General features: G+C 62.0%; 24 protein-coding genes. 11 read left to right on the plus strand and 13 right to left on the minus strand.

All coding sequences use genetic code 11. The features are described from left to right. The first annotated feature begins 413 nt into the window (after window positions 1-413). Window positions 414-632 carry a YgdI/YgdR family lipoprotein gene (locus ABLV76_RS13280; RefSeq protein WP_004885657.1) on the plus strand — a complete coding sequence of 73 codons (219 nt, stop codon included), beginning with the start codon at window positions 414-416 and terminating at the stop codon, window positions 630-632. Between the two features lie 53 nt (window positions 633-685). Here ABLV76_RS13280 and ABLV76_RS13285 read toward each other — a convergent pair whose 3' ends face one another. Further along, on the minus strand, window positions 686-1,381 hold the full coding sequence (locus ABLV76_RS13285; RefSeq protein WP_049004473.1) for a GNAT family protein: 696 nt from the start codon (window positions 1,379-1,381) through the stop codon (window positions 686-688). Between the two features lie 205 nt (window positions 1,382-1,586). Here ABLV76_RS13285 and ABLV76_RS13290 point away from each other — a divergent pair, with 205 nt between their 5' ends. The 5 genes from ABLV76_RS13290 (at window position 1,587) to ABLV76_RS13310 (ending at window position 6,651) form a co-directional block, all read left to right on the plus strand. After that, window positions 1,587-3,155, plus strand: coding sequence for an ABC transporter substrate-binding protein (locus tag ABLV76_RS13290; protein WP_064189907.1), 1,569 nt, complete (start codon window positions 1,587-1,589; stop codon window positions 3,153-3,155). Between the two features lie 120 nt (window positions 3,156-3,275). Further along, a complete protein-coding gene (locus ABLV76_RS13295; RefSeq protein WP_057213877.1) occupies window positions 3,276-4,298 on the plus strand; it encodes an ABC transporter permease in 1,023 nt (340 codons plus the stop codon). Then, complete coding sequence (locus ABLV76_RS13300) at window positions 4,298-5,131, plus strand: ABC transporter permease (RefSeq protein WP_004885647.1); 834 nt, start codon at window positions 4,298-4,300, stop codon at window positions 5,129-5,131. Before ABLV76_RS13295 ends, ABLV76_RS13300 begins: the two co-directional genes overlap by 1 nt. Then, window positions 5,124-5,960, plus strand: coding sequence for an ABC transporter ATP-binding protein (locus ABLV76_RS13305; RefSeq protein WP_064189908.1), 837 nt, complete (start codon window positions 5,124-5,126; stop codon window positions 5,958-5,960). Before ABLV76_RS13300 ends, ABLV76_RS13305 begins: the two co-directional genes overlap by 8 nt. Beyond that, complete coding sequence (locus ABLV76_RS13310; protein WP_348878348.1) at window positions 5,947-6,651, plus strand: ABC transporter ATP-binding protein; 705 nt, start codon at window positions 5,947-5,949, stop codon at window positions 6,649-6,651. The genes ABLV76_RS13305 and ABLV76_RS13310 overlap by 14 nt, the downstream gene beginning before the upstream one ends. Before the next feature lie 429 nt (window positions 6,652-7,080). Here ABLV76_RS13310 and ABLV76_RS13315 read toward each other — a convergent pair whose 3' ends face one another. After that, window positions 7,081-8,418 carry an aspartate aminotransferase family protein gene (locus tag ABLV76_RS13315; RefSeq protein ID WP_064150523.1) on the minus strand — a complete coding sequence of 446 codons (1,338 nt, stop codon included), beginning with the start codon at window positions 8,416-8,418 and terminating at the stop codon, window positions 7,081-7,083. Between the two features lie 180 nt (window positions 8,419-8,598). On the opposite strand from ABLV76_RS13315, the gene ABLV76_RS13320 reads away from it, so the two are divergent. Then, window positions 8,599-9,363, plus strand: a complete 765-nt coding sequence (locus ABLV76_RS13320; RefSeq protein ID WP_004885636.1) for an SDR family NAD(P)-dependent oxidoreductase — start codon at window positions 8,599-8,601, stop codon at window positions 9,361-9,363. Window positions 9,364-9,415: 52 nt separating this feature from the next. Here the strand turns inward: ABLV76_RS13320 and ABLV76_RS13325 are convergent, their stop codons facing one another. Genes ABLV76_RS13325 through ABLV76_RS13340 form a run of 4 tightly spaced genes read right to left on the minus strand, consistent with a single transcriptional unit; the run spans window position 9,416 to window position 12,390 of the window. Beyond that, entirely contained in the window at window positions 9,416-10,177 is a 762-nt protein-coding gene (locus tag ABLV76_RS13325) for an amino acid ABC transporter ATP-binding protein (RefSeq protein WP_004151676.1), read from the minus strand. Further along, window positions 10,170-10,835 carry an ABC transporter permease subunit gene (locus ABLV76_RS13330; protein WP_004885631.1) on the minus strand — a complete coding sequence of 222 codons (666 nt, stop codon included), beginning with the start codon at window positions 10,833-10,835 and terminating at the stop codon, window positions 10,170-10,172. The genes ABLV76_RS13325 and ABLV76_RS13330 overlap by 8 nt, the downstream gene beginning before the upstream one ends. A 14-nt stretch (window positions 10,836-10,849) precedes the next feature. Next, window positions 10,850-11,491, minus strand: coding sequence for an amino acid ABC transporter permease (locus ABLV76_RS13335; protein ID WP_108450623.1), 642 nt, complete (start codon window positions 11,489-11,491; stop codon window positions 10,850-10,852). Window positions 11,492-11,538: 47 nt separating this feature from the next. Beyond that, window positions 11,539-12,390, minus strand: coding sequence for a transporter substrate-binding domain-containing protein (locus tag ABLV76_RS13340; RefSeq protein ID WP_023319919.1), 852 nt, complete (start codon window positions 12,388-12,390; stop codon window positions 11,539-11,541). A gap of 240 nt (window positions 12,391-12,630) precedes the next feature. On the opposite strand from ABLV76_RS13340, the gene ABLV76_RS13345 reads away from it, so the two are divergent. Beyond that, entirely contained in the window at window positions 12,631-14,094 is a 1,464-nt protein-coding gene (locus ABLV76_RS13345) for a PLP-dependent aminotransferase family protein (RefSeq protein WP_108450624.1), read from the plus strand. On the opposite strand, the gene ABLV76_RS13350 is transcribed toward ABLV76_RS13345, so the two are convergent. Next, window positions 14,091-15,425: a PLP-dependent aminotransferase family protein gene (locus tag ABLV76_RS13350; protein ID WP_146411352.1), complete on the minus strand. Its 1,335-nt coding sequence runs from the start codon at window positions 15,423-15,425 to the stop codon at window positions 14,091-14,093. The genes ABLV76_RS13345 and ABLV76_RS13350 overlap by 4 nt on opposite strands. 124 nt (window positions 15,426-15,549) lie before the next feature. On the opposite strand from ABLV76_RS13350, the gene ABLV76_RS13355 reads away from it, so the two are divergent. Next, the gene (locus tag ABLV76_RS13355; RefSeq protein ID WP_043521142.1) at window positions 15,550-16,458 is read left to right on the plus strand and encodes a DMT family transporter; all 909 of its coding nucleotides are present in this window, start codon (window positions 15,550-15,552) and stop codon (window positions 16,456-16,458) included. A gap of 106 nt (window positions 16,459-16,564) precedes the next feature. Here the strand turns inward: ABLV76_RS13355 and ABLV76_RS13360 are convergent, their stop codons facing one another. The 6 genes from ABLV76_RS13360 to ABLV76_RS13385 all read right to left on the minus strand — a co-directional run bounded on the left by ABLV76_RS13360 (window position 16,565) and on the right by ABLV76_RS13385 (window position 23,504). Beyond that, the gene (locus tag ABLV76_RS13360) at window positions 16,565-17,833 is read right to left on the minus strand and encodes a Zn-dependent hydrolase (protein WP_032455679.1); all 1,269 of its coding nucleotides are present in this window, start codon (window positions 17,831-17,833) and stop codon (window positions 16,565-16,567) included. 94 nt (window positions 17,834-17,927) lie between these two features. Beyond that, window positions 17,928-18,938 (minus strand): ABC transporter ATP-binding protein, encoded by a 1,011-nt coding sequence (locus ABLV76_RS13365; protein ID WP_194417577.1) that lies wholly within the window; start codon window positions 18,936-18,938, stop codon window positions 17,928-17,930. After that, window positions 18,928-19,965 carry an ABC transporter ATP-binding protein gene (locus ABLV76_RS13370; protein ID WP_017899021.1) on the minus strand — a complete coding sequence of 346 codons (1,038 nt, stop codon included), beginning with the start codon at window positions 19,963-19,965 and terminating at the stop codon, window positions 18,928-18,930. Before ABLV76_RS13370 ends, ABLV76_RS13365 begins: the two co-directional genes overlap by 11 nt. A gap of 3 nt (window positions 19,966-19,968) precedes the next feature. Then, complete coding sequence (locus tag ABLV76_RS13375; RefSeq protein ID WP_032455678.1) at window positions 19,969-20,862, minus strand: ABC transporter permease; 894 nt, start codon at window positions 20,860-20,862, stop codon at window positions 19,969-19,971. 2 nt (window positions 20,863-20,864) lie between these two features. Beyond that, complete coding sequence (locus tag ABLV76_RS13380; protein WP_017899019.1) at window positions 20,865-21,818, minus strand: ABC transporter permease; 954 nt, start codon at window positions 21,816-21,818, stop codon at window positions 20,865-20,867. Window positions 21,819-21,836: 18 nt separating this feature from the next. Further along, window positions 21,837-23,504, minus strand: coding sequence for an ABC transporter substrate-binding protein (locus ABLV76_RS13385; RefSeq protein WP_106479152.1), 1,668 nt, complete (start codon window positions 23,502-23,504; stop codon window positions 21,837-21,839). 326 nt (window positions 23,505-23,830) lie between these two features. On the opposite strand from ABLV76_RS13385, the gene ABLV76_RS13390 reads away from it, so the two are divergent. Together ABLV76_RS13390 and ABLV76_RS13395 are read left to right on the plus strand one after the other, a co-directional pair. Continuing rightward, window positions 23,831-24,946, plus strand: a complete 1,116-nt coding sequence (locus ABLV76_RS13390) for a YbdK family carboxylate-amine ligase (RefSeq protein ID WP_032455676.1) — start codon at window positions 23,831-23,833, stop codon at window positions 24,944-24,946. A gap of 47 nt (window positions 24,947-24,993) precedes the next feature. Continuing rightward, the gene (locus tag ABLV76_RS13395) at window positions 24,994-25,713 is read left to right on the plus strand and encodes a phosphodiester glycosidase family protein (protein ID WP_017899017.1); all 720 of its coding nucleotides are present in this window, start codon (window positions 24,994-24,996) and stop codon (window positions 25,711-25,713) included. The last annotated feature ends 108 nt before the right edge of the window (window positions 25,714-25,821 follow it).

Consider the following 25,821-nt stretch of genomic DNA (forward strand, 5'->3'; position numbering starts at 1 on the left):
CAGAGTCTGCGGCAGGCATAGCCAGCTTCAGCCATAAAAATGAGATTTTTAATGTTGTGTTAGCCAAAAATGCCTGAACGGGTCTTTGAATGGTTATCACTGGAATCGTTACTTTAACTCTGGGTATTAAATAACAACTAGCAAGTCGTTCATCCCGACAATATTGCCGAGAACTCACCTCTGCCGGTGTCGGAATCGGGAGCACTGACAGGGCTAACAGAGAGAATATTATGTTAACAAAACCAGATGATGAATCTAAGAAAAAGGCCACGCCCCTTGAGCGTCGTATTGTGGTTATTACGTTAGTCGCCATGTTAATACTTTATTCGGTGTTAATTATGACCCACTTTCGATAACTGGTTAGTCTGTCATATTCTGCGGCCCACCGTGGCTTTCTTACAACAGGTAGCACAATGAAAAAGTTCGTTGCAGTATTCGGTTTGGCATTATTAACGTTCACCGTTGCGGGGTGTTCCAGCGATTATGTATTAGAGAAAAAAAATGGTGAGATGATTATCACCCACGGAAAACCGGAGGTCGATGACGATACTGGGTTAATCACCTATGAGGATATCGCGGGAAATGAACATGCCATTAACCGGGATCAAATTATTCAGATGATCGAGAAATAGCCTTTGTATGGGCAGGGCTGGCGTGATGCGCTCTGCCCATTCACTTTGCAGAGTTAGCGAAACGCCTCCAGGCGTTTGATCTGCTGCCCGTCGGCAGTAAAGTTTTCCGCCGCCAGCCACGCCCGCAGCGCCGCATCGCGCGCAGGCCACTCGCCGTCGATGATGGACAGCATATCGCTGTCGCGCGTCCGCCCTTTACGCACCAGCCTCTGCCGCAGACGTCCTTCCCAGCTAAAGCCCAGCCGTTCGGCGGCGCGGCGCGAGGCGACATTCATCGAATCGCATTTCCACTCCAGCCGACGATAGCCATGGTCAAAGCCGTTCTTCAGCAGCAGCCAGACCGCTTCGGTACCCAGCGGGGTGTTTTTCATCCGTCGCGACCAGGTGACATGGCCGATCTCAACCGTGCCCATTTCCCGTTCGATCGCCATATAGCTGACGATGCCTACCGCCTGCTCGCTGCGCAGGTCAATCACCGCATACGGCACCAGGGCATCATCATTCACCTTGCCCGCGATCCAGTGGGCGGTCGCTGCCACGCTCTCCGGCCGCGTAGACGCCAGCCACGTCCAGTCGCTGTTGTCACCGAGCGCATAGGCGGCAAACAGATCCGCCGCATGACGGTCAACGTCCAGCGGCTCCAGTCGACAAAAACGGCCATTTAACGCCGTCCGTCGCAGGACTCGCGCCCCCTGCCAGCCTGGGACAAGGTCGTTCACCTGCTGGCCAAACTCATTGATTTCCGGCACACCCACCTCCTCGCAATAGACAATGCGTTATAGCAAGAAGCCCGCAGCGGAGAAAGGCGCTTCTGCGCGACCGGCAATAACCTGTCGTTCTTGATTATGCGTTTTTAGCATAAGAATATCCTTATTTTGACTTTACGCCTTTTGGCATGCGGCCTAACGTAGCGAGGCATAAAAAATTAAAATAACCATTTTTCAGGGATTGCACATGACCAAAAAACTGTTGCCTTTACTGGTACTGACGGCGCTCTCCACCGCCGCGCATGCCGCCACGCCGCCCAACACGCTGGTGGTCGCCCAGGGTCTCGACGATATCGTCAGCCTCGACCCGGCGGAAGCAAACGAACTCTCCAGCATTCAGACGGTCCCCAGCCTCTACCAGCGTCTGGTGCAGCCGGACCGCAACAACCCTGAAAAAATCGTACCGATTCTCGCCGAAAGCTGGCAGGCCGATCCGGCGGCGAAAACCCTGACCATTAAACTGAAGCCGGATGCCAAATTCGCCTCCGGTAATCCGCTGCGCCCGGAAGATGTGATTTTCTCATACACCCGCGCGGTGACGCTGAATAAATCGCCAGCGTTTATTCTCAACGTGCTCGGCTGGCAGCCGGACAACATCGCCAGCCAGCTGAAAAAAGTTGACGATCATACCCTGACGCTGCACTGGACCGCCGACGTCAGCCCGGCGGTGGCGCTGAATATTCTCTCCACTCCCATCGCCTCCATCGTTGATGAAAAACAGGTGGCGCCGAACGCGAAAAATAACGACTTCGGCAACGACTGGCTGAAGATGCACTCGGCGGGCAGCGGGGCCTATAAAATGCGCGTCTACCAGCCGCATCAGGCCATCGTGCTGGAGGCCAACGCCAGCTCCCCCACCGGCGCGCCAAAGATCAAAAGCATTATTATTAAAAACGTCCCCGACCCGGCTTCCCGCCGCCTGCTGATCCAGCAGGGGGATGCCGACGTGGCCCGCGACCTCGGCGCTGACCAGATAGCCGCCCTGCAGGATAAACCCGGCGTGAAGGTGCTGAGCATCCCGTCCGCCGAGCAAAACTACCTGGTGTTTAATACCGCCAACAGCGCCAACCCGCTGCTGAATAATCCGGCCTTCTGGGAGGCGGCGCGCTGGCTGGTCGATTATGAAGGCATCACCAAAAATCTGCTGAAAGGACAGTACTTTATTCATCAAAGCTTCCTGCCGGCCGGACTGCCGGGGGCGCTGGAGACCAATCCGTTCACCTTCAACCCGCAAAAAGCTAAGGCTATCCTCGATAAAGCGGGCATTAAGGATGCCCACTTCACCCTCGACGTGGAGAACAAACCGCCGTTTATCACCATCGCCCAGTCGCTGCAGGCCAGCTTTGCCCAGGGCGGGGTGAAGGTGGATCTGCTACCCGCCGCCGGCAGCCAGGTCTATGCCCGGGTGCGCGCGAAGCAGCATCAGGCGGCGATCCGCCTGTGGATCCCGGACTACTTTGATGCCCATTCCAACGCCAGCGCCTTTGCATGGAACGATGGTAAATCCAGCACCGTGGCCGGGCTCAACGGCTGGCAGATCCCTGAGCTGAATAAAGCCACCCTCACCGCGGTGGCGGAGCCGGACCCGGCGAAACGCCTCGACCTGTACAAAACGATGCAGGAAACCCTGCTGCAGCATTCGCCATACGTCTTTATTGACCAGGGGAAAACCCAGATCGTGGTGCGCGACAACGTGAAGGGCTATCAGCAGGGGCTGAACGCCGATATGGTCTGGTACGATAACGTCACCAAGTAAGCGGGTTATGTCACCGGGCATGGCGGCCTCGCCCTGCCCGGATGACCGTTTCGCCACCCGAGTCCGGTGGGCGTCGCGCCGCCGGGAACCATGTTGATATACCAGGAATTTCCATTTTCCATGCCATCGTTTTCCACTCATCTTACCCGCCTGCTGCAGGGGCTGTTTACCTTGCTGCTGACGCTGTTCGGGCTGCTGCTGGTCACCTTCGCGCTCTCCGCGCTGTCGCCGGTCGACCGCGTGCTGCAGATCGTCGGCGACCATGCCAGTCAGTCGACTTACGACCAGGTTCGCCATCAGTTGGGTCTTGACCAACCGCTGCCGGTCCAGTTCTGGCACTACCTGGTCAACCTGTCCCATGGCGATCTTGGCATCGCCAGCGCCACCGGCCAGCCGGTGCTCCATGACCTGCTGGCGGTCTTTCCGGCAACCCTTGAGCTGGCGACCCTGGCGCTGATCGTCGGCGCGGTACTGGGCATCGTCGCCGGGGTGCTGTGCGCCCGTTACGCCGGTTCGCCGTGGGATTTGGCGATGCGCACCTTTACCCTGTTGGGCAACTCGGTGCCCATTTTCTGGCTCGGCCTGCTGATGCTGGCCCTGTTTTACGCCCGGCTACAGTGGGCGCCGGGCCCGGGTCGCCTCGACGATATTTATCAGTACACCGTCGAGCCGCGCAGCGGTTTTGCGCTGATCGACACCTGGCTCTCCGGCGATATGGCGGCGTTTAAAAATGCCATCGGCCATCTGCTGCTGCCGGTGCTGGTGCTGGCCTATTACTCGCTGGCGAGCATCACCCGCCTGACCCGCTCCGCCTGCCTGAGCGAGATGAACAAAGAGTACATTCTGCTGGCGCGGGCCAAAGGGGCTGGTGAGATGACAATTCTGCTGCGCCACGTCCTGCCCAATATCCGCGGCACTCTGCTGACGGTGACCGCCCTCGCCTGGACCTCGATGCTCGAAGGGGCGGTGCTCACCGAAACCGTCTTCTCGTGGCCGGGGATCGGCCGCTATCTCACCACCGCGCTGTTCGCCGGGGATACCACGGCGATCATGGGCGGCACGCTGCTGATTGGCGTGAGTTTTGTGCTGATCAATAACCTGACCGACCTGCTGGTGCGGTTAACCGACCCGAGGGTGCGCTGATGCCGACTTATCTGTTTTTACGCCGTCTGCGCCGATCACCCGCCGCCTTCAGCGGCCTGGCCCTGGTGATCCTGCTGGTGCTGACCGCGCTGTTCGCCCCGTGGCTGGCGCCGCACGATCCCAACTGGCAGGATGCCGCCGCCCGTCTGCAGGGACCTGGCGCGGGGCACTGGCTCGGCACCGACAGCTACGGCCGTGACCTGCTGTCGCGCCTGCTCTACGGCGCCCGTCCGGCGCTGGGTCTGGTGGCGCTGGTAACCGCCATTACCCTGCCCGTCGGGCTGCTGGTGGGTATCCTCTCCGGCTACTATGGCGGGTGGCTGGAGCGAATACTGATGCGGTTTACCGACGTGGTGATGTCGATGCCGCGGTTGATCCTCGCCTTCGCGTTCGTGGCGATGCTCGGCCCGGGGCTGGTCAACGGCGCGCTGGCGTTAGCCCTGACTACCTGGCCGGCCTATGCCCGTCAGGCGCGCAGCGAAATTCAGCGCCTGCGCCATAGCGACTATCTCGCCGCGGCGGAGATGCTGGGCATCCGCGGCGGGCGGCTGCTGGTCGGCCATATTCTGCCGCTATGTCTGCCGTCGGCAATTGTCCGGCTGGCGCTCGATCTGGCGGGTATTATTCTCGCCGCCGCCGGGCTCGGCTTTCTCGGCCTTGGCGCTCGCCCGCCGATGGCGGAGTGGGGAGCGATGATTGCCGACGGGATGCAGGTGATTTTCGACCAGTGGTGGATCGCTGCCATCCCCGGCGCGGCGATCCTGCTCGCCAGCCTGGCGTTTAACCTGCTGGGCGATGGCCTGCGCGATATTCTGGAGCCGCAACATGACTGACATCCGACTGACCGTGCAGGGACTCGCTGTCGACTACCCCACCGCCCGGGTGGTGGACAACGTCAGCTTCACCCTCGGCAACGAGCGGCTGGCGCTGGTGGGCGAATCCGGCTCCGGCAAATCCATGACCGCCCGGGCGCTGATGGGCCTGGTGCGCAAGCCCGGGATAGTGAGCGCCGAACGGCTGGAGGTGCTGGGGCGTGATGTGCTGACCCTTAGCGCCCGCGGCTGGCGCGAGCTGCGCGGCAACGATATCGCTATGGTGCTGCAGGACCCGCGCTATGCGCTGAATCCAGTGCAATCCATTCAGACGCAGCTGGAAGAGGCGTTAACCCTGCATCAGCGTCTCAGCCGCCGCGGGCGCGCCGAGGCGGTCAAAGACGCTATCGCCGCCGTCGGTCTGGATCTCCCGGTCCTCAGCCGCTATCCCGGCGAACTCTCCGGCGGGATGGGGCAGCGGGTAATGATCGCCCTCGCGCTGCTCAATAACCCGAAGGTGCTGATAGCCGACGAGCCGACCTCAGCCCTTGACACCCGCCTGCGCAACCAGATCCTCGAGCTGCTGGTGGAGCAGTGCGCGCAGCGGCAGATGGCCATGTTACTGATCAGCCACGATCTGCCGTTAGTGGCCGCGCATTGCGATCGCGTGCTGGTGATGTACCAGGGGAGACAGGTCGACGAGATGCCAGCGCGGGCGCTACCGACGGCGACGCACCCTTATACCCGCACCCTGTGGACCTGCCGGCCGAATGCGCATACTTACGGCCAGATGCTGCCGACCCTCGACAGAACTCAGGACTTTACGGAGACGGCCCATGGCGATCGTTAATCTTCAGGATTTACAGGTAACATTCGGCGCGAAGACGGCGGTCTCCGCCGCCAGTTTCCGTGTCGACGCCGGGGAAACCTTCAGCCTGATCGGCGCCTCGGGCTGCGGTAAATCGACGATTTTGCGCGTGCTCGCCGGATTGCAGCGCGAATGGCGCGGCAGCGTGGATCTACTTGGCCAGGCCATTACGCCGGGCGCCCGCTTTCAGGGCGAGCTGCGGCGCAACGTGCAGATGGTGTTTCAGGATCCGTATGCTTCGCTGCATCCCAACCATACCCTGTGGCGCACCCTGGCGGAGCCGCTGCAGATCCACGGCATCCGCGACGTTGCCTCGCTGGTGACCACCGCCCTTGAGCGGGTGGGTCTGGCCGCCGACGCCGCGCGCCGCTATCCGCATCAGCTCTCCGGCGGTCAACGGCAGCGCGTGGCCATTGCCCGCGCCCTGCTGCTGCGCCCGCAGCTCCTGCTGCTGGATGAGCCGACCTCGGCACTGGATATGTCGGTACAGGCGGAAATCCTCAATCTGCTTAACCGCCTGAAACAGGAGCACGGCATGACCTATCTGCTGGTCAGCCATGATGCCGACGTCATCGCCCATATGTCCGATCGGGCGGCGTTTATGGCGGAGGGCGTGATCCAGCGCTTTTTCGATCGCGACGCGCTGGTCAACGGGGAACACCGAATGAGGTGAAGGCAGCGGATGCGCGGTTGTTTTGTCGGGTGGCGCTTCGCTTACCCGACCTACGATTCGTGCGACCTGCCGTTAATTTACCCACTTGCGGCGACTGAAACTGCCGGTGCTGGCGGCCTCAAAATCGCTGAGTCGTTCCCGGAAGGCCGGGGGTACAGGGGGCGGCGGCGACTGGCCGCCCCCTGTGCGCTCCTTGCGCCATGAATGACATAACGCAGAAGAAATATTGGGAGCGCAATCTGCCCGGAATTAACACAGAAGCTGTAGCCCTGCCAGACGCAGCGCGAACAGGGAAATATTCAGTTGTGACGTTATTTCGCCGGGTGGCGGCTGACGCCTTACCCGGCCTACAGGATCCACACACAGGCTCGCACCCCGTAGGCCCGTGCAAACGCAGCGCCGCCGGGCAACAGTATCCGGCCCCCTCCCCTACTTCGCCAGGCTGGCAAAGCGGGCGAATACCGCATCAAAAATCGCCAGCCCCTGCGCCACCTGCTCAGCAGTAATGGTGCACGGCGGCACCACGTGAATGCGGTTTTCCACCACAAAGGCCAACAGTCCGGCCTCGGTTAAGGCCCCTTTGATCGCGGCCATGTCGGCGGCGGTCAGCGGCGCTTTTTGTTTACGGCTGCTTACCAGCTCCAGCGCCTGGAACAGGCCGCGACCGCGCACCTCGCCGATAATGGCGTGCTTCTCCGCCAGCGCCTCGAGGCCGGGTCGCAGCACCTCGTTGCCGATATAGGCCGCGTTCTCAACCACCTTCTCCTCTTTCATCGCGTCGATGGTGGCGACAATCGCCGCCATCGCCAGCGGATGGCCGGAGTAGGTCAGCCCCCCGGCAAAGAAGTGGTCGTCAAAGTAGCGGGCAATCGGCTCGCTAATCAGCACCCCGCCCGCCGGCACGTAGCCGGCGTTAACCCCCTTGGCAAAGGTCACCAGATCCGGCACCACGCCATCCTGTTCGAAGGCGAACCAGCTGCCGGTGCGGCCAAAGCCGGCCATCACCTCATCGAGGATCAGCACGATGCCAAACTCGTCGGCCAGAGCGCGCACGCCCTGCATATAGCCTGCCGGCGGCACGAGGATCCCGGCGGTGCCGGGGATGGACTCCAGCAGGATCGCCGCGATGGACGTCGGCCCCTCGCATTCAATGATCCGCCGCAGATGCGCCAGCGCGCGCTGGCACTCCTCTTCCTCGGTCGCGGCGTTGAACTCGCTGCGGTAAAGGTAGGGGTTGAAGAAGTGTACATGGCCGCGGGAGAACTCATTCGGCACCCGGCGCCAGTCGCCGGTGGCGGCGATCGCGCTGCCGGTGTTGCCATGGTAGGAACGATAGGCCGAGAGCACCTTGTCGCGCCCGGTATAGAGCCGCGCCATGCGAATCGCGTTCTCATTGGCATCCGCCCCGGCGTTAGTGAAGAACACCTTGCTGAAGCCCGCCGGCGCCAGGTCGACGATGCGCTTCGCCGCTTCGCCGCGGGCAAGGTTGGCGGTGGCGGGCGCGATGGTGACCAGGGTCTCCAGCTGCGCCTTCATGGCCGCCAGCACCCGGGGATGTTGATAGCCTATGTTGACGTTCACCAGCTGGCTGCTGAAATCGAGCCAGGTATTCCCCTCGTAATCCCATAGCTCGCAGCCTTGCGCCCCGGCGATGACCAGCGGGTTGAGATTGCCCTGCATCGACCATGAATGAAACACATAGGCGCGATCCAATTGCCGAACTTCGTCATTGCTTACCGCGACCTCGTTGTGAATTGCCAGCTTCATACCCTGCCCTCTCTCATGTCGTAGTGGTTGGCTTCATCATTGGCCGCGGCCGCGCAAATCGGATAGAGCCAGTGCGCGCAAAACGATGTGACACGGTGTCACATCCCCGCCCGTCGTCTGGCCCTGTGCCTTGCCGTCCGGCGTTTTTATAGTGAAGAGACAACCGCACAGGAGAATGAGATGGCAACGAGCAACGTAGTGTTTATCACCGGGGCGACCTCGGGTTTTGGCGAAGCGGCAGCGCAGGTGTTTGCCGACGCGGGCTGGTCGCTGGTGTTGAGCGGGCGCCGCTATCCGCGACTGAAGGCCTTGCAGGACAGCCTCGCCGCTAAGGTGCCGGTGCATATTATTGAGCTTGACGTTCGTGACAGCGAGGCAGTGGCTGCCGCCGTGGCGTCGCTGCCCGCCGATTTCGCCGATGTCACCACCCTGATCAACAACGCCGGGCTGGCGCTGTCGCCGCTGCCGGCGCAGGAGGTGGCGCTGGAGGACTGGAAAACGATGATCGACACCAATGTCACCGGTCTGGTGACGGTCACCCACGCCCTGCTGCCGACGCTGATTCGCCATGGCGCCGGAGCGAGCATTATCAATATCGGCTCGATCGCCGGACAGTGGCCCTATCCCGGCAGCCATGTCTATGGCGCCAGCAAGGCCTTCGTGAAACAGTTCAGCTATAACCTGCGCTGCGATCTGCTTGGCACCGGCGTGCGAGTCACCGATCTGGCGCCGGGGATTGCCGAGACCGAATTTACCCTGGTGCGCACTAAGGGCGACCAGGCGGCATCGGATAAACTCTATCGCGGCACCACGCCGCTGAGCGCGCGCGATATCGCCGAGCAGATGTTTTATATCGCCACGCTGCCGGCGCATATGAACATTAACCGGGTAGAGGTGATGCCGGTGCGTCAGGCGTGGCAGCCGTTCGCCATCGATCGGGATTAAGAGAAGCCCGACGCTTCCCCTGCCGCGTTGCCGGCAGGGGGGACAGGCCGGTCTAGCGGCTGCTTTGCAGAAACTGCCTGACGCGTTCGGAGTCAGGTTGCGTGAAGAACTTCTCCGGCGGCGCCTTCTCAATCAGCAGCCCCTTCTCCAGAAACACCACCTCATTGGACACCTGGCGGGCAAAATCCATCTCGTGGGTCACCACCACCATGGTGTAGCCCTCGGCGGCAAGGGCTTTCATCACTCCTAACACCTCGTTCACCAGCTCCGGATCCAGCGCCGAGGTCGGTTCATCGAAGAGGATAACTTCTGGCGACATCGCCAGCGAACGGGCGATCGCCACCCGCTGCTTCTGCCCGCCGGAGAGGGTGATCGGGTAGACATCGGCTTTGTGCGCCATGCCGACTTTCTCCAGCTGCTGCATGGCCATGGCCTTCGCCTCGTCCCGCTTCATGCCCTTAACGCGCAGCAGCGCCTCGCTGACGTTCTGCTGCACGGTCAGATGCGGCCACAGGTTAAAACTCTGAAACACCATCCCCACCCGCTCGCGGATTTTGGCCAGCTGGCGGTGCGACATCGCCCGGCCGCGCTGTTCATCAATCCCCAGCCGCTGACCGCCGATATGAATTTCACCGCGGTCCGGCTGTTCCAGCCAGTTCATACAGCGCAGCAGGGTGGATTTTCCCGACCCGGACGAGCCGAGAATACTCACCACGGTCCCCTTCTCCACCGTCAGGTTAATATCCCGCAGGACTTCCACATTATCGAACTGCTTGGAGACGTTTTTGACGCTTACGGCAATAGACTCAGGCATGGCTCATTCCTCGTTTGGCTCCCCAGGCGGTCAGGCGCTTAATCAGCAGTTCCAGCAGAATGCTGATCGCCCAGTAGAGCCCAATGGCGACGATAAAGGCGTTAAACGGAATAAAATAGGTCGCCTGGACGCTGTTGGCGGCGGCGGTGATCTCCTGAACGGTAATAATGCTCAGGAAAGCGGTGTCCTTCAGGCAGATAATCAGCTGATTGCCGATCAGCGGTAAGGCGGAAGAGACGATATTGGGTAAAATAATCCGCCGAAAAATGGCATAGCGAGAAAAGCCCTGAGCAATCGCCGCTTCAATATACCCGCCGGAAAATACCCGCCGCTGGCTGCGCAATATTTCAAAGAAGTAGGCGCCATGATAAATAATCAGGGCCAATAAACCGGCGGTCCACGGCTCCATGCTAATACCGAGCTGCGGCAGTCCGTAATACAGCAGATAGGCGAGGATCAAAAAAGGGATCGCGCGCATCAGGCTGACAAAGCCAATGATAACCCGGTTAAGGACTTTCTTTTGATATTCACTCAAATAGCACAGCGCAATACCGATAATAAGGGCCGCCAGGGCGGCGGTAATAAACAGTTCGAGGGTCGCGAATAACCCGGCAATAAAGCTATCGCGTACCGACCAGATAACGCCCCACTGATTCATAATACCTCCCGTTGCTAGCGCGCCAGGCGCCTGGCTTTCCGTTCCGCGATCCCCTGCAGCTTCAACAAACAGCCGATGATCGCCACATACAGCAGGCCGGCGGCAAGGATCGGCGACAGCGGCTCGTAGGTGACCGAGGAGATACGGTTGGTCACCCGGGTAAGATCCACCACGCCAATCACGGCGATCGCCGGGCTACCTTTGATCAAAAACGACATCTCATTGACCAGCGCCGGCAGGCTCTCGATCCACATCTGCGGCAGCATGATGTAGCGGAAGTAGGTCCAGCGGCGCATCCCCACCGACTCTGCCGCCTCCCGCTGTTCGCGCGGAAAGGTGCGGAAGGCGTTGCGCCAGATCTCAGCGTTAAACGCCGACGTGTTAAGCGTCAGCGCCACAATCGCGGCCACGTTCTTGTCGAGGTTAATACCCATCGCGGGCAGCGAAAGAAACAGAAACAGCACCAGCGTCACCAGCGGCGTCGCGCGGGCCAGGCTGATATAGACCACCAGCAGCTGGTCGATAACCGGCAGACGCAGCATCCGCACCAGGGCGATCAGCAGCCCCGCCACCACCCCGAAGGCGATAGCGATGGCCGAAATCCAGAGGGTCGTCCATGCGCCTTCGATTAATAACTGCCAGGAAATTGCATCCATGAGGCCCTCCTTCTCAGCAACAGGCGGCGGTCGCCCGCCGCGGAACATTACAGACCGGCAAGCTTATGAAACTGTTCCGGGCTGGTGATCGCCTCGGTGGGCAGGTTGTCATAGGTTTCGCCAAACCATTTTTTCTGCAGCTCGGCGAGCTTGCCGGTCTCCTTCATGTGGTTCATAAACTTGGTCATATAGGCCAGCAGCTGCGGCGAGTTTTTCGGGATCGGCCACGCCATATAGCCCGGTCCGGAGACGGCCAGCCCTTTGGCGAAGACCTTCGGTTTGGCTTTCGCCAGGTCGTTTACCGAGATAACCACGTTAATCACGTAATCCAGCCGCTTATTCGCCAGGTCGGCGTAGGCTTCCGGATAGGAGGGGTACTCCACCACCGGTCCCAGCTTGCCGCCGGTCTTCTCCAGCATCGCCTTCAGCTCCGGCAAACGCGCCAGCAGCGCGCTGCCTGCCTGCACGCCCACTTTTTTGCCGCTGAGATCGGCAATGGTATTTAGCGAGGTATCGCCAGCGCGTTTGACGAAATAGTGCTGTGCAGAGGCCCACGGCGGGGTGAAATCAAAAACCTTCAGCCGCTCATCGGTAATAACCGCCCCGGTTAAGGCCATATCATATTGCCCGGTGGAGACAGCCGCTAATAATCCGGTCCATGGTAATATGCTCTGGTCGACATGAAATTTGGCGTATTTACGTAACTCCTCAAGCATATCCTTGTTAAAGCCATCGGCCTGGCCATTATTCATAAAGTTAAACGGCGCATAATCATCTTCCGTCGCCACTTTCAGGGTGCCGGATTTTTCTATTTCCGGCAGATCGGCCGCGACGGCGTGATAAGAAAAAGCAACCGTTAATACAGCGCTCAGACATATTGATGCCAATGATTTTTTCATTATTTCACCCCTGATGGATTGGCCAGACGGGTTCATTCCAGAACGCGAAAAGGTTTATGCAAAATAGAGGCCGGGAGGTTCCGGTCCACGGCGGCTGAATGCGTTTTTAATGTGGGAGCGTTTTGCAATTCCGTATAGAGCCAGATGGGCCGCATCGCTGTGTCAGATGGCGGAAGGGTGGTATGGAATTTGCTGAGCTTAGCGGGTGGTCGCGATGCGTTATTGCCAGAGGAGCCCCGTATGATCCGTCACCTGTTACACGTTGATTTTGAGCCTGGCCGCGGTTTGCAGGAACAGGTGCGAGAGACGCTGGTGAATGCCATTCTCAGCGGGATCTTCGCCGCCGACACCCCGCTCCCCTCCTGCCGCCAGCTGGCCAGCCAGCTGCGCGTCTCGCGCAACACCACCGCCCTGGTGTTCGAAAGCCTGGTCAACGAGGGCTACCTGATTAGCCGCCCGCGAAGTGGTTACTACCTGCACCCCGACTATCACGATGCTTCGCCGCCCGCGGTCGAGAGTGCACCGCAGCGCGAAGCGGCTGCACCACGCTGGGGCGACCGGCTGCAGATGACCCCCAGCCAGCAGGAGTCGATCCTCAAACCGGCGGGCTGGATGCACTACCGCTACCCGTTTATCTACGGCCAGCCCGATACCCGGCAGTTCCCGCTGGCCACCTGGCGCTCGGCGGCGAACTGGCTGCACGGCGGGGTGCGCGACCCGGCGTGGGTCATCGACCATATTGACCAGGATGTGCCGATGCTCATCGAGCAGATCCGCACCCGGGTGCTGCCCAAGCGCGGCATTGTCGCCGCCCCGGACGAAATTCTCATTACCCTGGGCTCGCAAAACGCCCTCTACCTGCTGACCCGGCTGCTGCTCTCCTCCACCACCCGCATTGGCGTCGAAAACCCCTGCTTTCGCGAAGCCATCAACACCTTTCTGCTCGCCGACGCCGAGGTGGTGCCGCACCCGGTGGATGAAGAGGGGATCGTGCTTAACGAACGTCCCTGCGATTACTACTATGTCACCCCCGGCCACCAGGTGCCCACCGGGGTGGCAATGAGCAGCGTGCGCCGCCGCCAGCTGCTGGATCATGCCGCCCGCCATGACGCGGTGATCATTGAAGATGATTATGACTCGGAGAGTAACTTTACCCTCAACCCGCTGCCGGCGCTGAAGGCCAGCGACCGCAGCGGCCGGGTGGTGTATGTCAGCAGCCTGTCAAAGGCGCTATCGCCGGGGCTGCGGCTGGGATTTATGGTCGCCGACCCGGACCTGATCGACGAGGCGCGCGCCCTGCGCCGGTTGGTCTATCGCCATCCGCCGACCAACATTCAGTACCAGATGGCCCATTTCCTCGCCCAGGGACATTATGAAACCCATCTGCGGCGCTACCACTACGACTCCGCCCAGCGCTGGGAGCGCCTGCACGCCGCCCTGCAGCGCTATCTGCCGTCCTGTCGCGCGCTGGCGGGGAGCGAACACGCTAACGCCTTCTGGCTGCAGACCCCGGCGCAGATCAACACCCAGCAGCTCACCTGGCGCGCCGCCCACGCCGGCGTGCTGATTGAGCCCGGGGCGCGCCATTTTCTCAGCGCCGCGCCGCCGGATAACTACTTTCGCATGGGATTCCACGCCATTAACCCCGACGCCATCGCCCAGGGGGTGGAGGTCCTGCGCGGCCAGCTGGAGCAGATGGGTTAGCGATATTGTTCGTACTCAACGGCATCGCGCACGCTGAGCAACGCCGGGCGCAGACTGTCGAAAGGCACCGATCCGAGCGCAATGCGCAGCGCCTGTGGAATCGTGGCGGAGACGCAGAACGGCTCGGCGGTCGACACCGAAATACGCTGTTCCATCAGCGCGTTCGCCAGCCGATCGGCCCGGCTCTCTTCCCCCAGAGGCAGCCAGACGAAGTACGAATCGGGATGACTGACAACGGGAAGCCCGCAAAGCACCTCGCGGGCCACCTGCTGCCGCTGTCGCGCATCCTGGCGTTTCTGTGTTTCAAAGCGGGCCACCGTGCCATCTTCAATCCAGGCGCAAATCAGCGAACTTATCAGCGTCGGCGTATTCCACGTCGTGGCCCGGATGGCGCGCTCAATCTCCGGCCGATAGCGCGGCGGAGAAATCACCCCCCCCACGCGCAGCCCGGTGGCGATATTTTTCGAAAATCCGGTGACATACACCGTTCTTTCCGGCGCATAGCTGACCACCGGCGGCGGCGGGCGGCTCACCAGCCTGGCGTAAGCCGCATCTTCAATAATCAGCAGATCGTGCTGGCGCGCGAGGTCGGCCAGCGCCTGCCGCTGCCCGGCGTTGAGCACCCAGCCCAGCGGATTGTGCAGCGTCGGCATGGTATACACCGCCCGCACTCGCCGCTGCTGGCACAGCGCATGAAGCGCCTGCAGGTCCGGCCCCTCGGCCCCACAGGGGATGGCCGCCAGCTCCAGATGATAGAGCGCCGCCAGAACCTTGAAGCCCGAATAGGTCAGAGCATCAACCGCCACCACATCGCCCGGACGTAACAGCCCCATAACGGTCACCGCCAGCCCGTGCTGTGCGCCGTTAACGATCAGGACATTTTCCGCGGCCGGCGCAAAGTGTCGGCAGGTCAAATGGCGGGCGATAATGTCCCGCTCGGCGAGCCGCCCGGCGTGAGGCTGATAGCGCAGATGCGAATCAATATCGCCCGCCATCGCCAGCTGCCTGAGCGCCTCGCGCAGCGCATCGCCCTGCGCCGGCAGCGAAGGGTAGTTGAAGTTAAGATCCACGACGTCAGCGGCCACCACCTGCTGATCGACCCCATGCCCCGGCGGCAGCGCGAGGTCGCGCACGAAGGTGCCGCGGCCGGTTTCGCCGCTAACCAGCCCCATCTCTTCCAGTTCACGGTAGACGCGGGTGGCGGTGGCCAGCGAGAGGCGTTCATCGGCGGCAAGGGTACGGTGCGTTGGCAAACGGCTGCCGGCGGGCAGCTGCCCACTGCGGATCGCCTGCGCGTATCGGTCGACAACGGCTTTGTATCGAGCTTTCATCGTGAAATGTATCTATGACAATAATTTGATTGTATCAGATTGGCCACATTACCATCGCCACTGACGATGCTCAAGCGGGCGCAGCCCAATCAGATAACGCGAGGTTAACGTGGTAGATTCAATATTGGATAAATCGGCGCCCGGCCCCTGGTCCGGATGGTTTCATGGTTTACTGGGGGTGATTATTTTTAGCGGTTCCCTGCCCGCGACGCGGCTGGCGGTGCAGGATATGGATCCGTTGTTATTGACCTTTCTGCGCGCCTCCATCGCCGGGCTGCTTGCCGTCGCCCTGCTGGTCGGCTTTCGCCAGAAACGCCCGCGCCTGGCGCAGCTTGTGCCCTTGATCATCGTCTCATCAGGGGTGGTGATCGGCTTTCCCCTGCTCACGGCGCTGGCCCTGCAGCGCATCACCTCGGCGCATTCGATTGTGTTTATTGGTCTGCTGCCGCTGATGACCGCTATTTTTGGTGTGCTGCGCGGCGGCGAGCGTCCTCAGCGCGCTTTCTGGATCTTTTCGCTGCTGGGCAGTCTGCTGGTGATGGGATTCGCCCTGACGCAAAGTGCGGCGACGTCGCTCAGCGGCGATCTGCTGATGCTGGCGGCAGTTATCGCCTGCGGCCTCGGCTATGCGGAAGGGGCGAAGCTGACGCGGGAGCTCGGCGGCTGGCAGGTGATCTGCTGGGCGCTGGTGATTGCCCTGCCGTTGATGCTCCCCGCCTCGCTGATGGTTCAGCCTGCGTCCTGGCATGCCATATCGGCCTCCTCCTGGACCGCGCTCGGCTATGTGTCGCTCTTCAGTATGCTGATCGGTTTTATCTTCTGGTACAAAGGGCTGGCCGCGGGCGGGATCGCCGCCGTCGGCCAGCTCCAGCTATTGCAGCCGTTCTTCGGGCTTGGCCTGTCGGCGGCGCTGTTGCACGAAACCGTCAGCCCCTTGATGCTGGCGGTTACCCTCGGCGTGGTGCTGTGCGTGGTGGGCTCGCGCAAATGTGGCCGCCGGCGGGTTAGCGCAGAGAGCAGGAGCAGTGATTGACCGCCCCTACATCCGCCGTCCCGGGTTTCGGCGGCGTAACCGCTGACCCGGGCTACCACATGACAAACGGCTGGAAACAGGTCGCCCCGCCGGGGATGGCGACCGCCTACAGCGGCCGCGCGTACTGGAGCATCACCTGCAGCAGCACGTTGGCGCCGGCGGCGACGTGCTCCGGCGAGGCATACTCCATTTCGTTATGGCTGATCCCATCCTTGCAGGGGATAAAAATCATCCCGGTCGGCGCCAGGTAGCTCATATACACTGCGTCATGCCCGGCGCCGGAGACGATCGGCCGCGCCGGGTAGCCCAGCCGCTGCGCGGCATCGGCAATGGCCTGCTGGCATTCGCCATCGAAGGGCGCCGCCGGATAGTGGCTCACCTGCTTCAGGGCCACCTGCAGACCGCTTTCCCGCTCAACCTCCGCGATAAACGCCCGCAGCTGGCGATCCATTTCATCCACCAGCGCATCGCTGAGATTGCGCATATCAATGGAGAAGGTGACCTCTCCGGGCACCACGTTGCGGCTGTTGGGCCACACCTGCACGCTGCCGACGGTGCCGCGTCCCTCTTCGCTGCGTCCGGCAATCGCTACCACCTCCTGCATAATGCGGGTCGCCACCTGCAGGGCATCCTGACGCAGGCGCATCGGCGTGGGCCCGGCATGCGACGCCTGACCGGTCACCACGCAGTCGTACCAGCGGATCCCCAGCACGCCCTGCACGATACCGATGGTTTTCGCTTCATCTTCGAGAATCGGCCCCTGCTCAATGTGCGCCTCAAAATAGGCGCCTACGGGATGCTCTCCCGGGGTCTGCTCGCCGATATAGCCGATCTGCGCCAGCGCCTCGCCGACGCTGACGCCCTCTTTATCCGTGACGGCCCAGGTCTCCTCCAGCGGGAAGACCCCGGCAAAGACCCCGGAGCCCATCATCACCGGCACAAAGCGCGACCCCTCTTCGTTGGTCCAGAACACCACCTCAATCGGCGCCTCGGTGGCAATCTGCAGATCGTTGAGCGTGCGCACCACCTCCAGCGCCGCCAGCACGCCGTAGTTGCCGTCAAATTTGCCGCCGGTGGGCTGGGTGTCGATATGGCTGCCGGAGACGATGGGCGGCAGGCTGGGGTTGCGCCCTTCCCGACGCATAAACACATTGCCGATTTTATCGATGGTGACGCTCATCCCGGCCTCCCGCGCCCAGCCAATCACCCGGTCCCGCCCCTGACGGTCGAGGTCGGTGAGGGTCAGACGGCGGCAGCCGCCCTTCGGCGTGGCGCCGATCTGCGCGAGATCCATTAACGACGCCCACAGGCGGTCGCCATTGATGCGCCAGCCGGTGGTGTCGGTGGCGGGGGTAAAAAGTACATCACAGCTCATGGTGGTCTCCTGACATCAAGGTCGCCGCCAGCGCAACCGGCGGTGGGAAAAAAGGCATCAGCGCCTGGTCTTCATCGTGGTGTGTTGCCGCCGGTCAGACGGCCAGGGCCTGCGAGTTGGCGTCAATCGCCAGCTCGCGCCAGCGGTGGCAACTCACCGCATGGCGCTCCGCGACGGATTCCGTCGGCGGCAGGCTCTGCTCGCAGACCGGGCGACGGTGCGGGCAGCGCTCGGCAAAGGCGCAGCCGGGCGGCAAGCGCGCCAGATCCGGCGGCGCGCCGGGAATGCAGTGCAGGGCATCGCCTTTCTTAAGCCCCTCTTTCGGCCGGCTGCCCAGCAGCACCCGGGTATAAGGATGGCGTGGGTGGCGCAGGATCTCACTCATAGAAGCCTCCTCGACGATCCGCCCGGCGTACATCACCGCCACCCGGTCGGCGATCTCCACCGCGGCGCCGATGTCGTGGGTCACAAACACGATCGACAGCCCGCGCTGCTTTTGCTGCTCGCGCAGCAGGATCAGGATCTGGATTTGCACCGTGGCGTCGAGGGCGGTGGTCGGCTCATCCGCCAGCAGCAGCTGCGGGTTACAGGAGAGCGCGAGGGCGATCATCGCCCGCTGGCGCATCCCGCCGGACATCTCGTGCGGGTAAGCGTCCAGCCGCCGCTCGGGGCTGGGAATGCGCACCTGGCGCAGGGCCTCCAGTGCCCTGTCCCGGGCCGCCTGGCGCGACAGCCCTTCGTGGCGACGCAGCCCTTCAATAATCTGCTGCCCAACGGTGTAGACCGGGTCGAAGGCCAGCAGCGGCTCCTGAAAAATCATCGCGCAGCGCCCGCCGCGGTAGCGCCGCAGCTGGCTGGCGCTCATCGTCAGCACCGCGTCGTCACCCACCCGCAGGGTGCCGGAGAGCTCACTGCTCCCCGGCGGGTGCAGGCGCATCAGCGCCCGCAGGGTCACGCTCTTGCCGGAACCCGACTCGCCAATCAGCGCCATCACCTCCCCCTTTTGTACGTCAAAGGAGACCCCGTTGACCGCGTTGATGGTCTGCCCGTCGCGGCGAAAGACGACCCGCAGGTCGCGCACATGGACAAAGGCGTTATCCGACATGGCTGACCTCCTTAAGGGGGATGCTCTGATGCCAGAGCGAGGCCGGCTGCGCCATCAGGCAGGCGCTCTGGTGCCCCTCCCCGACCGCCTCCAGCCGCGGTTTCACTTCGGCGCAGACCGCCTTCGCATGCGGGCAGCGGGTGTGAAAGCGACAGCCGCTCGGCGGCGCGATGGGGCTGGGGGGATCGCCGCTCAGCGGCGAGGTCAGGGTGCGGTGTTCCGGGTCCATGGAGGGCATGGAGCTTAACAGCGCCCGGGTATAGGGGTGGGCGGAGGCGGTAAACAGCTGCTCCGCCGGGCCGATCTCTACCACTTCGCCAAGGTACATAACGAGGATCCGATCCGACAGCCAGCGAACCACGTGCAGATCGTGGCTGATAAACACATAGGTCAGCTCGAGGGTGCGTTTTAGCTCCTGCAGCAGCTGCAGCACCTGGGCTTCCACCGATTTATCCAGCGCCGACACCGCCTCATCAAGAATGACCAGCCGCGGCTTCATCGCCAGCGCGCGGGCGATATTCACCCGCTGCCGCTGGCCGCCGGAGAGCGCATGCGGGTAGCGGTCGGCAAAGCGCGCCGGTTCAAGGCCGACGTGCGCCAGCAGATAGCGGGCGTATTCGCTGGCCTCTCTGGCGCTGACGCCGTGGACGCGCTGGCCGAAGGCGATACTCTCCTCCATGGTCATGCGCGGATTGAGCGAGGCATAGCTATCCTGGAAAACCATCTGCACCTGGCGACGGTAGGCTTTCATGGGCAGACGCGACGAGCCAACCTCCAGCCCGTCGAAGATCAGTTCGCCGCTGTCCTGGGTGAGCAGCTGCATCAGCAGTCGGGCGGTGGTCGATTTGCCGCAGCCCGACTCGCCGACCACCCCCAGGGTTTCGCCTTTCATCACCGTGAAGCTGATATCGTCCACCGCCTGGACCACCTCCCGGCCTTTGCCGCCGCGGAAGTACTTCAGCAGGTGATTGACCTTCAGCAGCGGCTGCGCCGGCCCGCCGAGATCGATATTGATAAAGGGTTGCATCGCTTACTCCTTAATCGCCATTGCCGCACGCAGGCGGTCCGCGAGGATATTGAACGAAATGGAGGTGATAAAAATCATCAGGCCCGGCAGGGCGGCCACCCACGGCTGGGTATAGATTGCCGTGCGCAGGGTATTGAGCATCAGCCCCCACTCGGGCTCCGGCGGCCGCACGCCGAGGCCGAGAAACGACAGGCCGGAGGCGAGGATCATGCACACCGAAATCAGCCCGGTGGAGAAGACGAAGATCGGCCCGAGCACGTTACCCAGCACCTGGACGCGGATAATGGTCAACGCGCTGGCGCCGGTGGCCCGGGCGGCGTCGATATAGTCCATATGCCGTACCTGGGCGGTCACGCTCTCGGCAATCCGCGCCACCTGCGGGACAAACACCAGGGTCAGCGACAGCAGCGCATTGCCGATGCCCGCCCCCAGCGCCCCCGACAGCGCAATCGCCAGCAGGACCGAGGGAAAGGCATAGAACACATCCACGGTGCGCATAATCACGGTATTGATTTTGCCGCCCATGTAGCCGGCGATGATCCCGATGGCGCCGCCGATAAAAAAGGCGAACACCACCGGGACAATCCCCATAAACAGCGACAGCCGGGTGCCGAGAATCAGTCGCGACAGCATGTCGCGCCCCAGCTCATCAGAGCCCAGCGGGAAGCCGTCGCTGCCGATGGGCTTCAGGCGCAGGAACATTGACGTTTGATAGGGGTCTTTGACGATAAGCCATGGCCCTAACAGCGCCAGGGCCAGCAGCAGCAGGATCACTACCCCCACCACCACGCCGCCGGGATCGCGCAGTAAGCGGCGCAGCACGCCGCGCCAGTAACCTTGCCGGGAAGCGTTGGCCGGCGCGGCCGGGACCGCTTTCGTCGTTGCCGTATCCACCATGGTCAGCTCCTCTTAATGCGCGGGTCGAGGGTGGCCTGCAGAATATCCACCAACAGGTTGAGCAACACGAAAAACAGCGCCAGCACCCAGATAGTGCCCTGCAGCAGGGGCAGGTCACGCTGAAAGATGGCGGTGTTGAGCAGCAGCCCGGTCCCCGGCCAGGAGAAGACGGTCTCCACGAGGATCGAGCCGCCCATCAGATAGCCCACCTGCAGCCCCATCACCGCCAGCGCGGTTGGCGCGGCATTTTTCATGACGTGGACAAAGATGCGCGATTCGTTAAGGCCGCGGGCGCGCAGGCCAACGATAAACTCCTGGCTGAGGATATCGGCTACCTGCGAGCGCACGGTGCGGGCGATAATCCCGGTCGGGATCACCGACAGCGTGATGGCCGGCAGCAGCATGAACTGCAGGTGCGCCCAGTCCCATTGCCAGCCCACCTCGCCTATCGGCCCGCCGCCGGTGGCCGGCAGCAGCGCGAACTTGACGCTGCAGAGGATCACCAACAGCATCCCCAGCCAGTAATGCGGCACGCTGACGCCAAACACCGACAACACCGAGGCCAGACGGTCAATGACGCTGTTGCGAAAATAGCCGGCGACAAAGCCAAACAGGCTGCCGAGGACGAAGCCGATCGCCGTCGCCAGCAGCGCCAGGCGCAGGGAGTAAGCCACTGCGGTCATCACCTCGTCTATCACCGGGCGGCCGGTGGCGACCGACATACCGAGGTCGCCGTGCAGTGCCCGCCACAGCCAGTGGATAAACTGCAGAGGCAGCGGCTTATCAAAGCCGTAGGCCTGCATCAGCGTCTGGCGTAGCGCCTCCGAGGCGTCCGGCGGCATCACCGACACCAGCGGGTCGCCCGGCGCGATCTGCACCAGCATGAAACAGATCACCGCCACCCCAAGCATGGTGGGGATAGCCAGCAGAATGCGGTATAGCAGCGTATTGATCATCGGTTGCCCCTTTCGCGATTACTCTTTTTTGCTCACCAGGCTGAGGTCGATAAACCAGCTCTGCGGTTGCACCACTCCGGTCACCGCGGGCGAAATCGCGCGCGGCCCGACGTCGTGGGCGACAAACAGGAACGGCACCTGATCCACCAGCGCGGCGTGCAGATCGCCGGCGGCTTTATTCATCGCTTCCGGGGTAAAGGCGTGCTTGACGGCGGCGGCGAGTTTTTCCGTCTCTGGGGTGGCGAAGTAGCCCCAGTTGGTCGCCACCGGCGGAAACGCTTTGGCGGTCGAGAAGCGGATCAGGCCAAAATAGGGATCATTGACCGCGGCGCTGACGTTGATCGCGTCGATCCCTTTTGCCGAGGGATCCCGGGCGCCCAGGCGCCAGTTGGTGAACAGGGTGTTCCATTCCACCACTTTAATATCCACATTGAAGAAGCAGCTCTTCAGGCTCTGCTGGATATACTCGTTCATCGGCAAAGGCTGCATCTGCCCGGAGCCGGAGGCCGAGGTGGCCACCGTGACGTGCAGCGGCTTGCCGGCGCTGTATCCAGCCTCGGTCATCAGCTGACGGGCGGCGTCCGGGTCATATTTGATCTGGAAGGTGGGTTTGCCATGCCACGGGCTGTCGGCCTCGTAGACCCCGGTGGCCTCGGTCATGTAGCCGCCGAGGTAGCTTTTCAGCTCGGCGCGGTTCAGACACAGGTTGGCCGCTTTGCGCACCCGAATGTCCTGCCACGGCGATCCTTTTTCAAAGGAGAACTGCCAGGGCCACAGGTGCGGCTGGGTGTTGGCGTAAAGGTGAAAACCCTGAGACTTGATCTGATCGATGGCGTCCGGCGCCGGGGCTTCAATCCAGTCCACCTGCTTCGACAGCAGCGCCGCGGTGCGGGCGTTGGCCTCCGGCAAAGGGATCAGCACCACCTTATCCACCCGGGGAATGCGATCTTTGTTCCAGTAGTCGGGGTTTTTCGCGAGGATCAGCTGCTGACGCGGCACCAGCTTCTCCAGTTTGAACGGGCCGCTGCCCACCGCATGGGCGGCGAAGGCGGTCCATGCCTGTTTGCTGCGCGCGGCGCTATCCCCCGCGCTGGCCGGCACCGCGTCATACTGCTTCTGCCACGCCGTGGGCGAGACAATAAACAGGTTGGTGATGTTGTACGGCAGCAGCGCGTCCGGTTCCGAGGTGGTCAGCGCCACAGTGTGGTCGTCAATTTTCTCCGCGCCGGTGAGGGTCGGCATGCGCGACAGGGTGTTGCCGATCTGGCCCGGGGCGTACTGCGGCGCCGCTTTATTCAGCACCTTATCCACGTTCCAGACGATGGCGTCGGCGTTCACCTCCGTCCCATCATGAAACTTCACCCCCGGACGCAGGGTGAAAATCCAGCGGCTGGTGTTCTGCGGATCGATGTGCCACTCGGTCGCCAGCCCTGGCACCAGACCGCTGGGCTTTTCACCTTGCGACAGATCCCACTCCACCAGCGCGTCATACAGCGGGATGCCGGTAAAGCGGTTGCCCTCATAGCCCTGATCCGGCTGGCCGAGGGTTAACGGAATATCCGCGGCGGTCATGGCGATCCGCAGCGTGGAGGCGTTGGCAGGTAAGGCGGCGCCCGCCAGGGCCAGTGCGCCGCTCACCGCCACGGCGAGACGACCGGCACGCGAAAATAACGTTGTTTTGTGCATCACATGATCCCTGTTAAATAAAGTGTCACGAATTAACAGGCAAAATGCGTACCAGCTCTTGCGCGGGCGGAAATAGGCCGAAACCGACCGGTAAAATAAGAAGGACTTATATTATCACCATGATAATTATGGGAAAATAATTGCACCTTATTCCGTCGCACCGCCAGCGGGAAATATGTTGCAGAATTGCACCAGTCGCTATATGGCAAATTTCAAATAATCACTCTGCGTCACTTTTTTATTCATCCCCGTCCTCCGCCGCGGCGTATTCTCCGTCGGGATCAATCCCTTCTATACTTCAGGGAACACATCGACCGGGAGAGACTATGCCTTTAGCCGATTTTCACCGCTCCGATCCTTTTACCCTCGGTATCGAACTGGAGCTGCAGGTGGTGAACCCGCCGGGTTACGACCTCAGCCAGGATGCCTCGACGCTGATTGCCGACGTCCAGCATGAGCTGACCGTGGGAGAAGCCAAGCACGATATCACCGAGAGCATGCTGGAGATCGCCACCGGGGTGTGCCGCGACATCAGCCATGCGCAAATCCAGCTCAGCGCCATCCAGCAGGCGGTCCAGCGCGCGGCGCTGCATCATCATCTGCAGATCTGCGGCGGGGGTTCCCACCCCTTTCATGCCTGGCAGCGTCAGCAGATCAGCGACAATCCGCGCTATGTCAAAACCGTCGAGCATTTTGGCTATCTGGCGCAACAGGCGACGGTCTTTGGCCAGCATGTGCACGTCGGCTGCCAGAGCGGCGACGACGCCATCTATCTGCTGCACGGCTTGTCGCGCTTTGTGCCGCACTTCATCGCCCTCAACGCCGCCTCGCCGTGGTTCGACAGCACCGACAGCCGCTTCGCCTGTTCGCGCCTCAACCGCTTCTCCTCTTATCCCGACAACGGTCCGATGCCGTGGGTGGCCGACTGGCAAGGGTTTCGTCGCCTGTTCCGCCAGCTGAGCTACACCAGCATGATCGACAGCATGAAGGATCTGCACTGGGATATTCGCCCCAGCCCGCAGTTTGGTACCGTCGAGGTGCGGGTGATGGACACCCCCCTGACCCTCGCCCAGGCGATCCATATCGCTGGCTTTATTCAGACCCTGGCCTGCTGGCTGTTGACGGAGCGTCCTTTTAAGCACCAGCCTGACGATTATCTGCTGTATCCTTTTAACCGCTATCAGGCCTGCCGCTACGGGCTGGACGGAACCCTTACCGACGTGCGCAGCGGGGAGCAGCGCAGCATCCGTCAGGAGATCCTGCAGCTCGCCGACCGGCTGGCACCTTTCGCCCATCAGCTGAAGGCGACGCCGGCGCTGGAGGCGGTGGTTCGCCAGGCGAAATCGCCGCACAGCGAGGCGCAGCAGATGCGCGAGTTTATCGCCAACGGCGGTTCGCTTTCCGGGCTGGTGCAAAAACACTGTGAGATTTGGGCGGCATAAGACAGCGAGGCGGGTATACTCGGCGCAGACCATAGAAAGGATTGCCCATGTTATTACGCTGCCTGCTCCCCCTGGCGCTGCTGCCCCTGGCCGCCGTCGCCAGCGCCGCCTGTACCCTCACCGACCCGACGCTAACCCTGCAGAGCTATCGGGTGGATGCGCAGAAAGAGCGCATTGCAATGTACTGGCAGGATCGGCACGGTAAAGCCTGGGGTTCCCTGCGTTCGCTGCTGGCGGGTATCGATGGCGATGGCCGGGTGCAGATGGCGATGAACGGCGGCATTTACGATAAGGCCTACGCGCCGCTGGGGCTGTATATCGAAGACGGCAAACGCCTGACGCCGGTAAACCGCTCCGCCGGCGGCGGGAACTTCTTTATCCGCCCCGGCGGCGTATTCCTGGTGGAGAACGGCCGGGCGAAAATCGTGCCGCTGCCGGCGTACAAACGCTCTCCCGCCATCCGCTATGCGGTGCAGTCCGGCCCGATGCTGATTGAGAATGGCGTCATCAACTGGCGGCTGAAGCCCTCCGCCAGCTCGCGCAAACTGCGCAACGGGGTTGGCATCGATAAGCAGGGCCGGGTGGTGTTTATGCTCAGCGATCGCGAGACCAACTTCTATGATTTTGCCTGCTATGCGCAGTCAAAGCTTGGGGTGCGGCAGATGCTTTATCTCGACGGCACCCTGTCGAAGATGTACCGCAAAGGCGGCAGCGTGCCGTGGCAATATCATCCGTTCGTGACCATGATAACGGTGGAGAGGAAATAGCGGGCGCGTTTGGGGGCGGCCATTCCAGCCAGGAGAGTGAATAAATTAACGACAGGCCGGGCAAGGTATTGCCGCCGTGCCCGATGTCCTTGCCCGGTGGCGCTGCGC

This window comes from Klebsiella sp. GB_Kp047 (genome assembly GCF_040065235.1).
GTDB lineage: Bacteria > Pseudomonadota > Gammaproteobacteria > Enterobacterales > Enterobacteriaceae > Klebsiella > Klebsiella quasipneumoniae.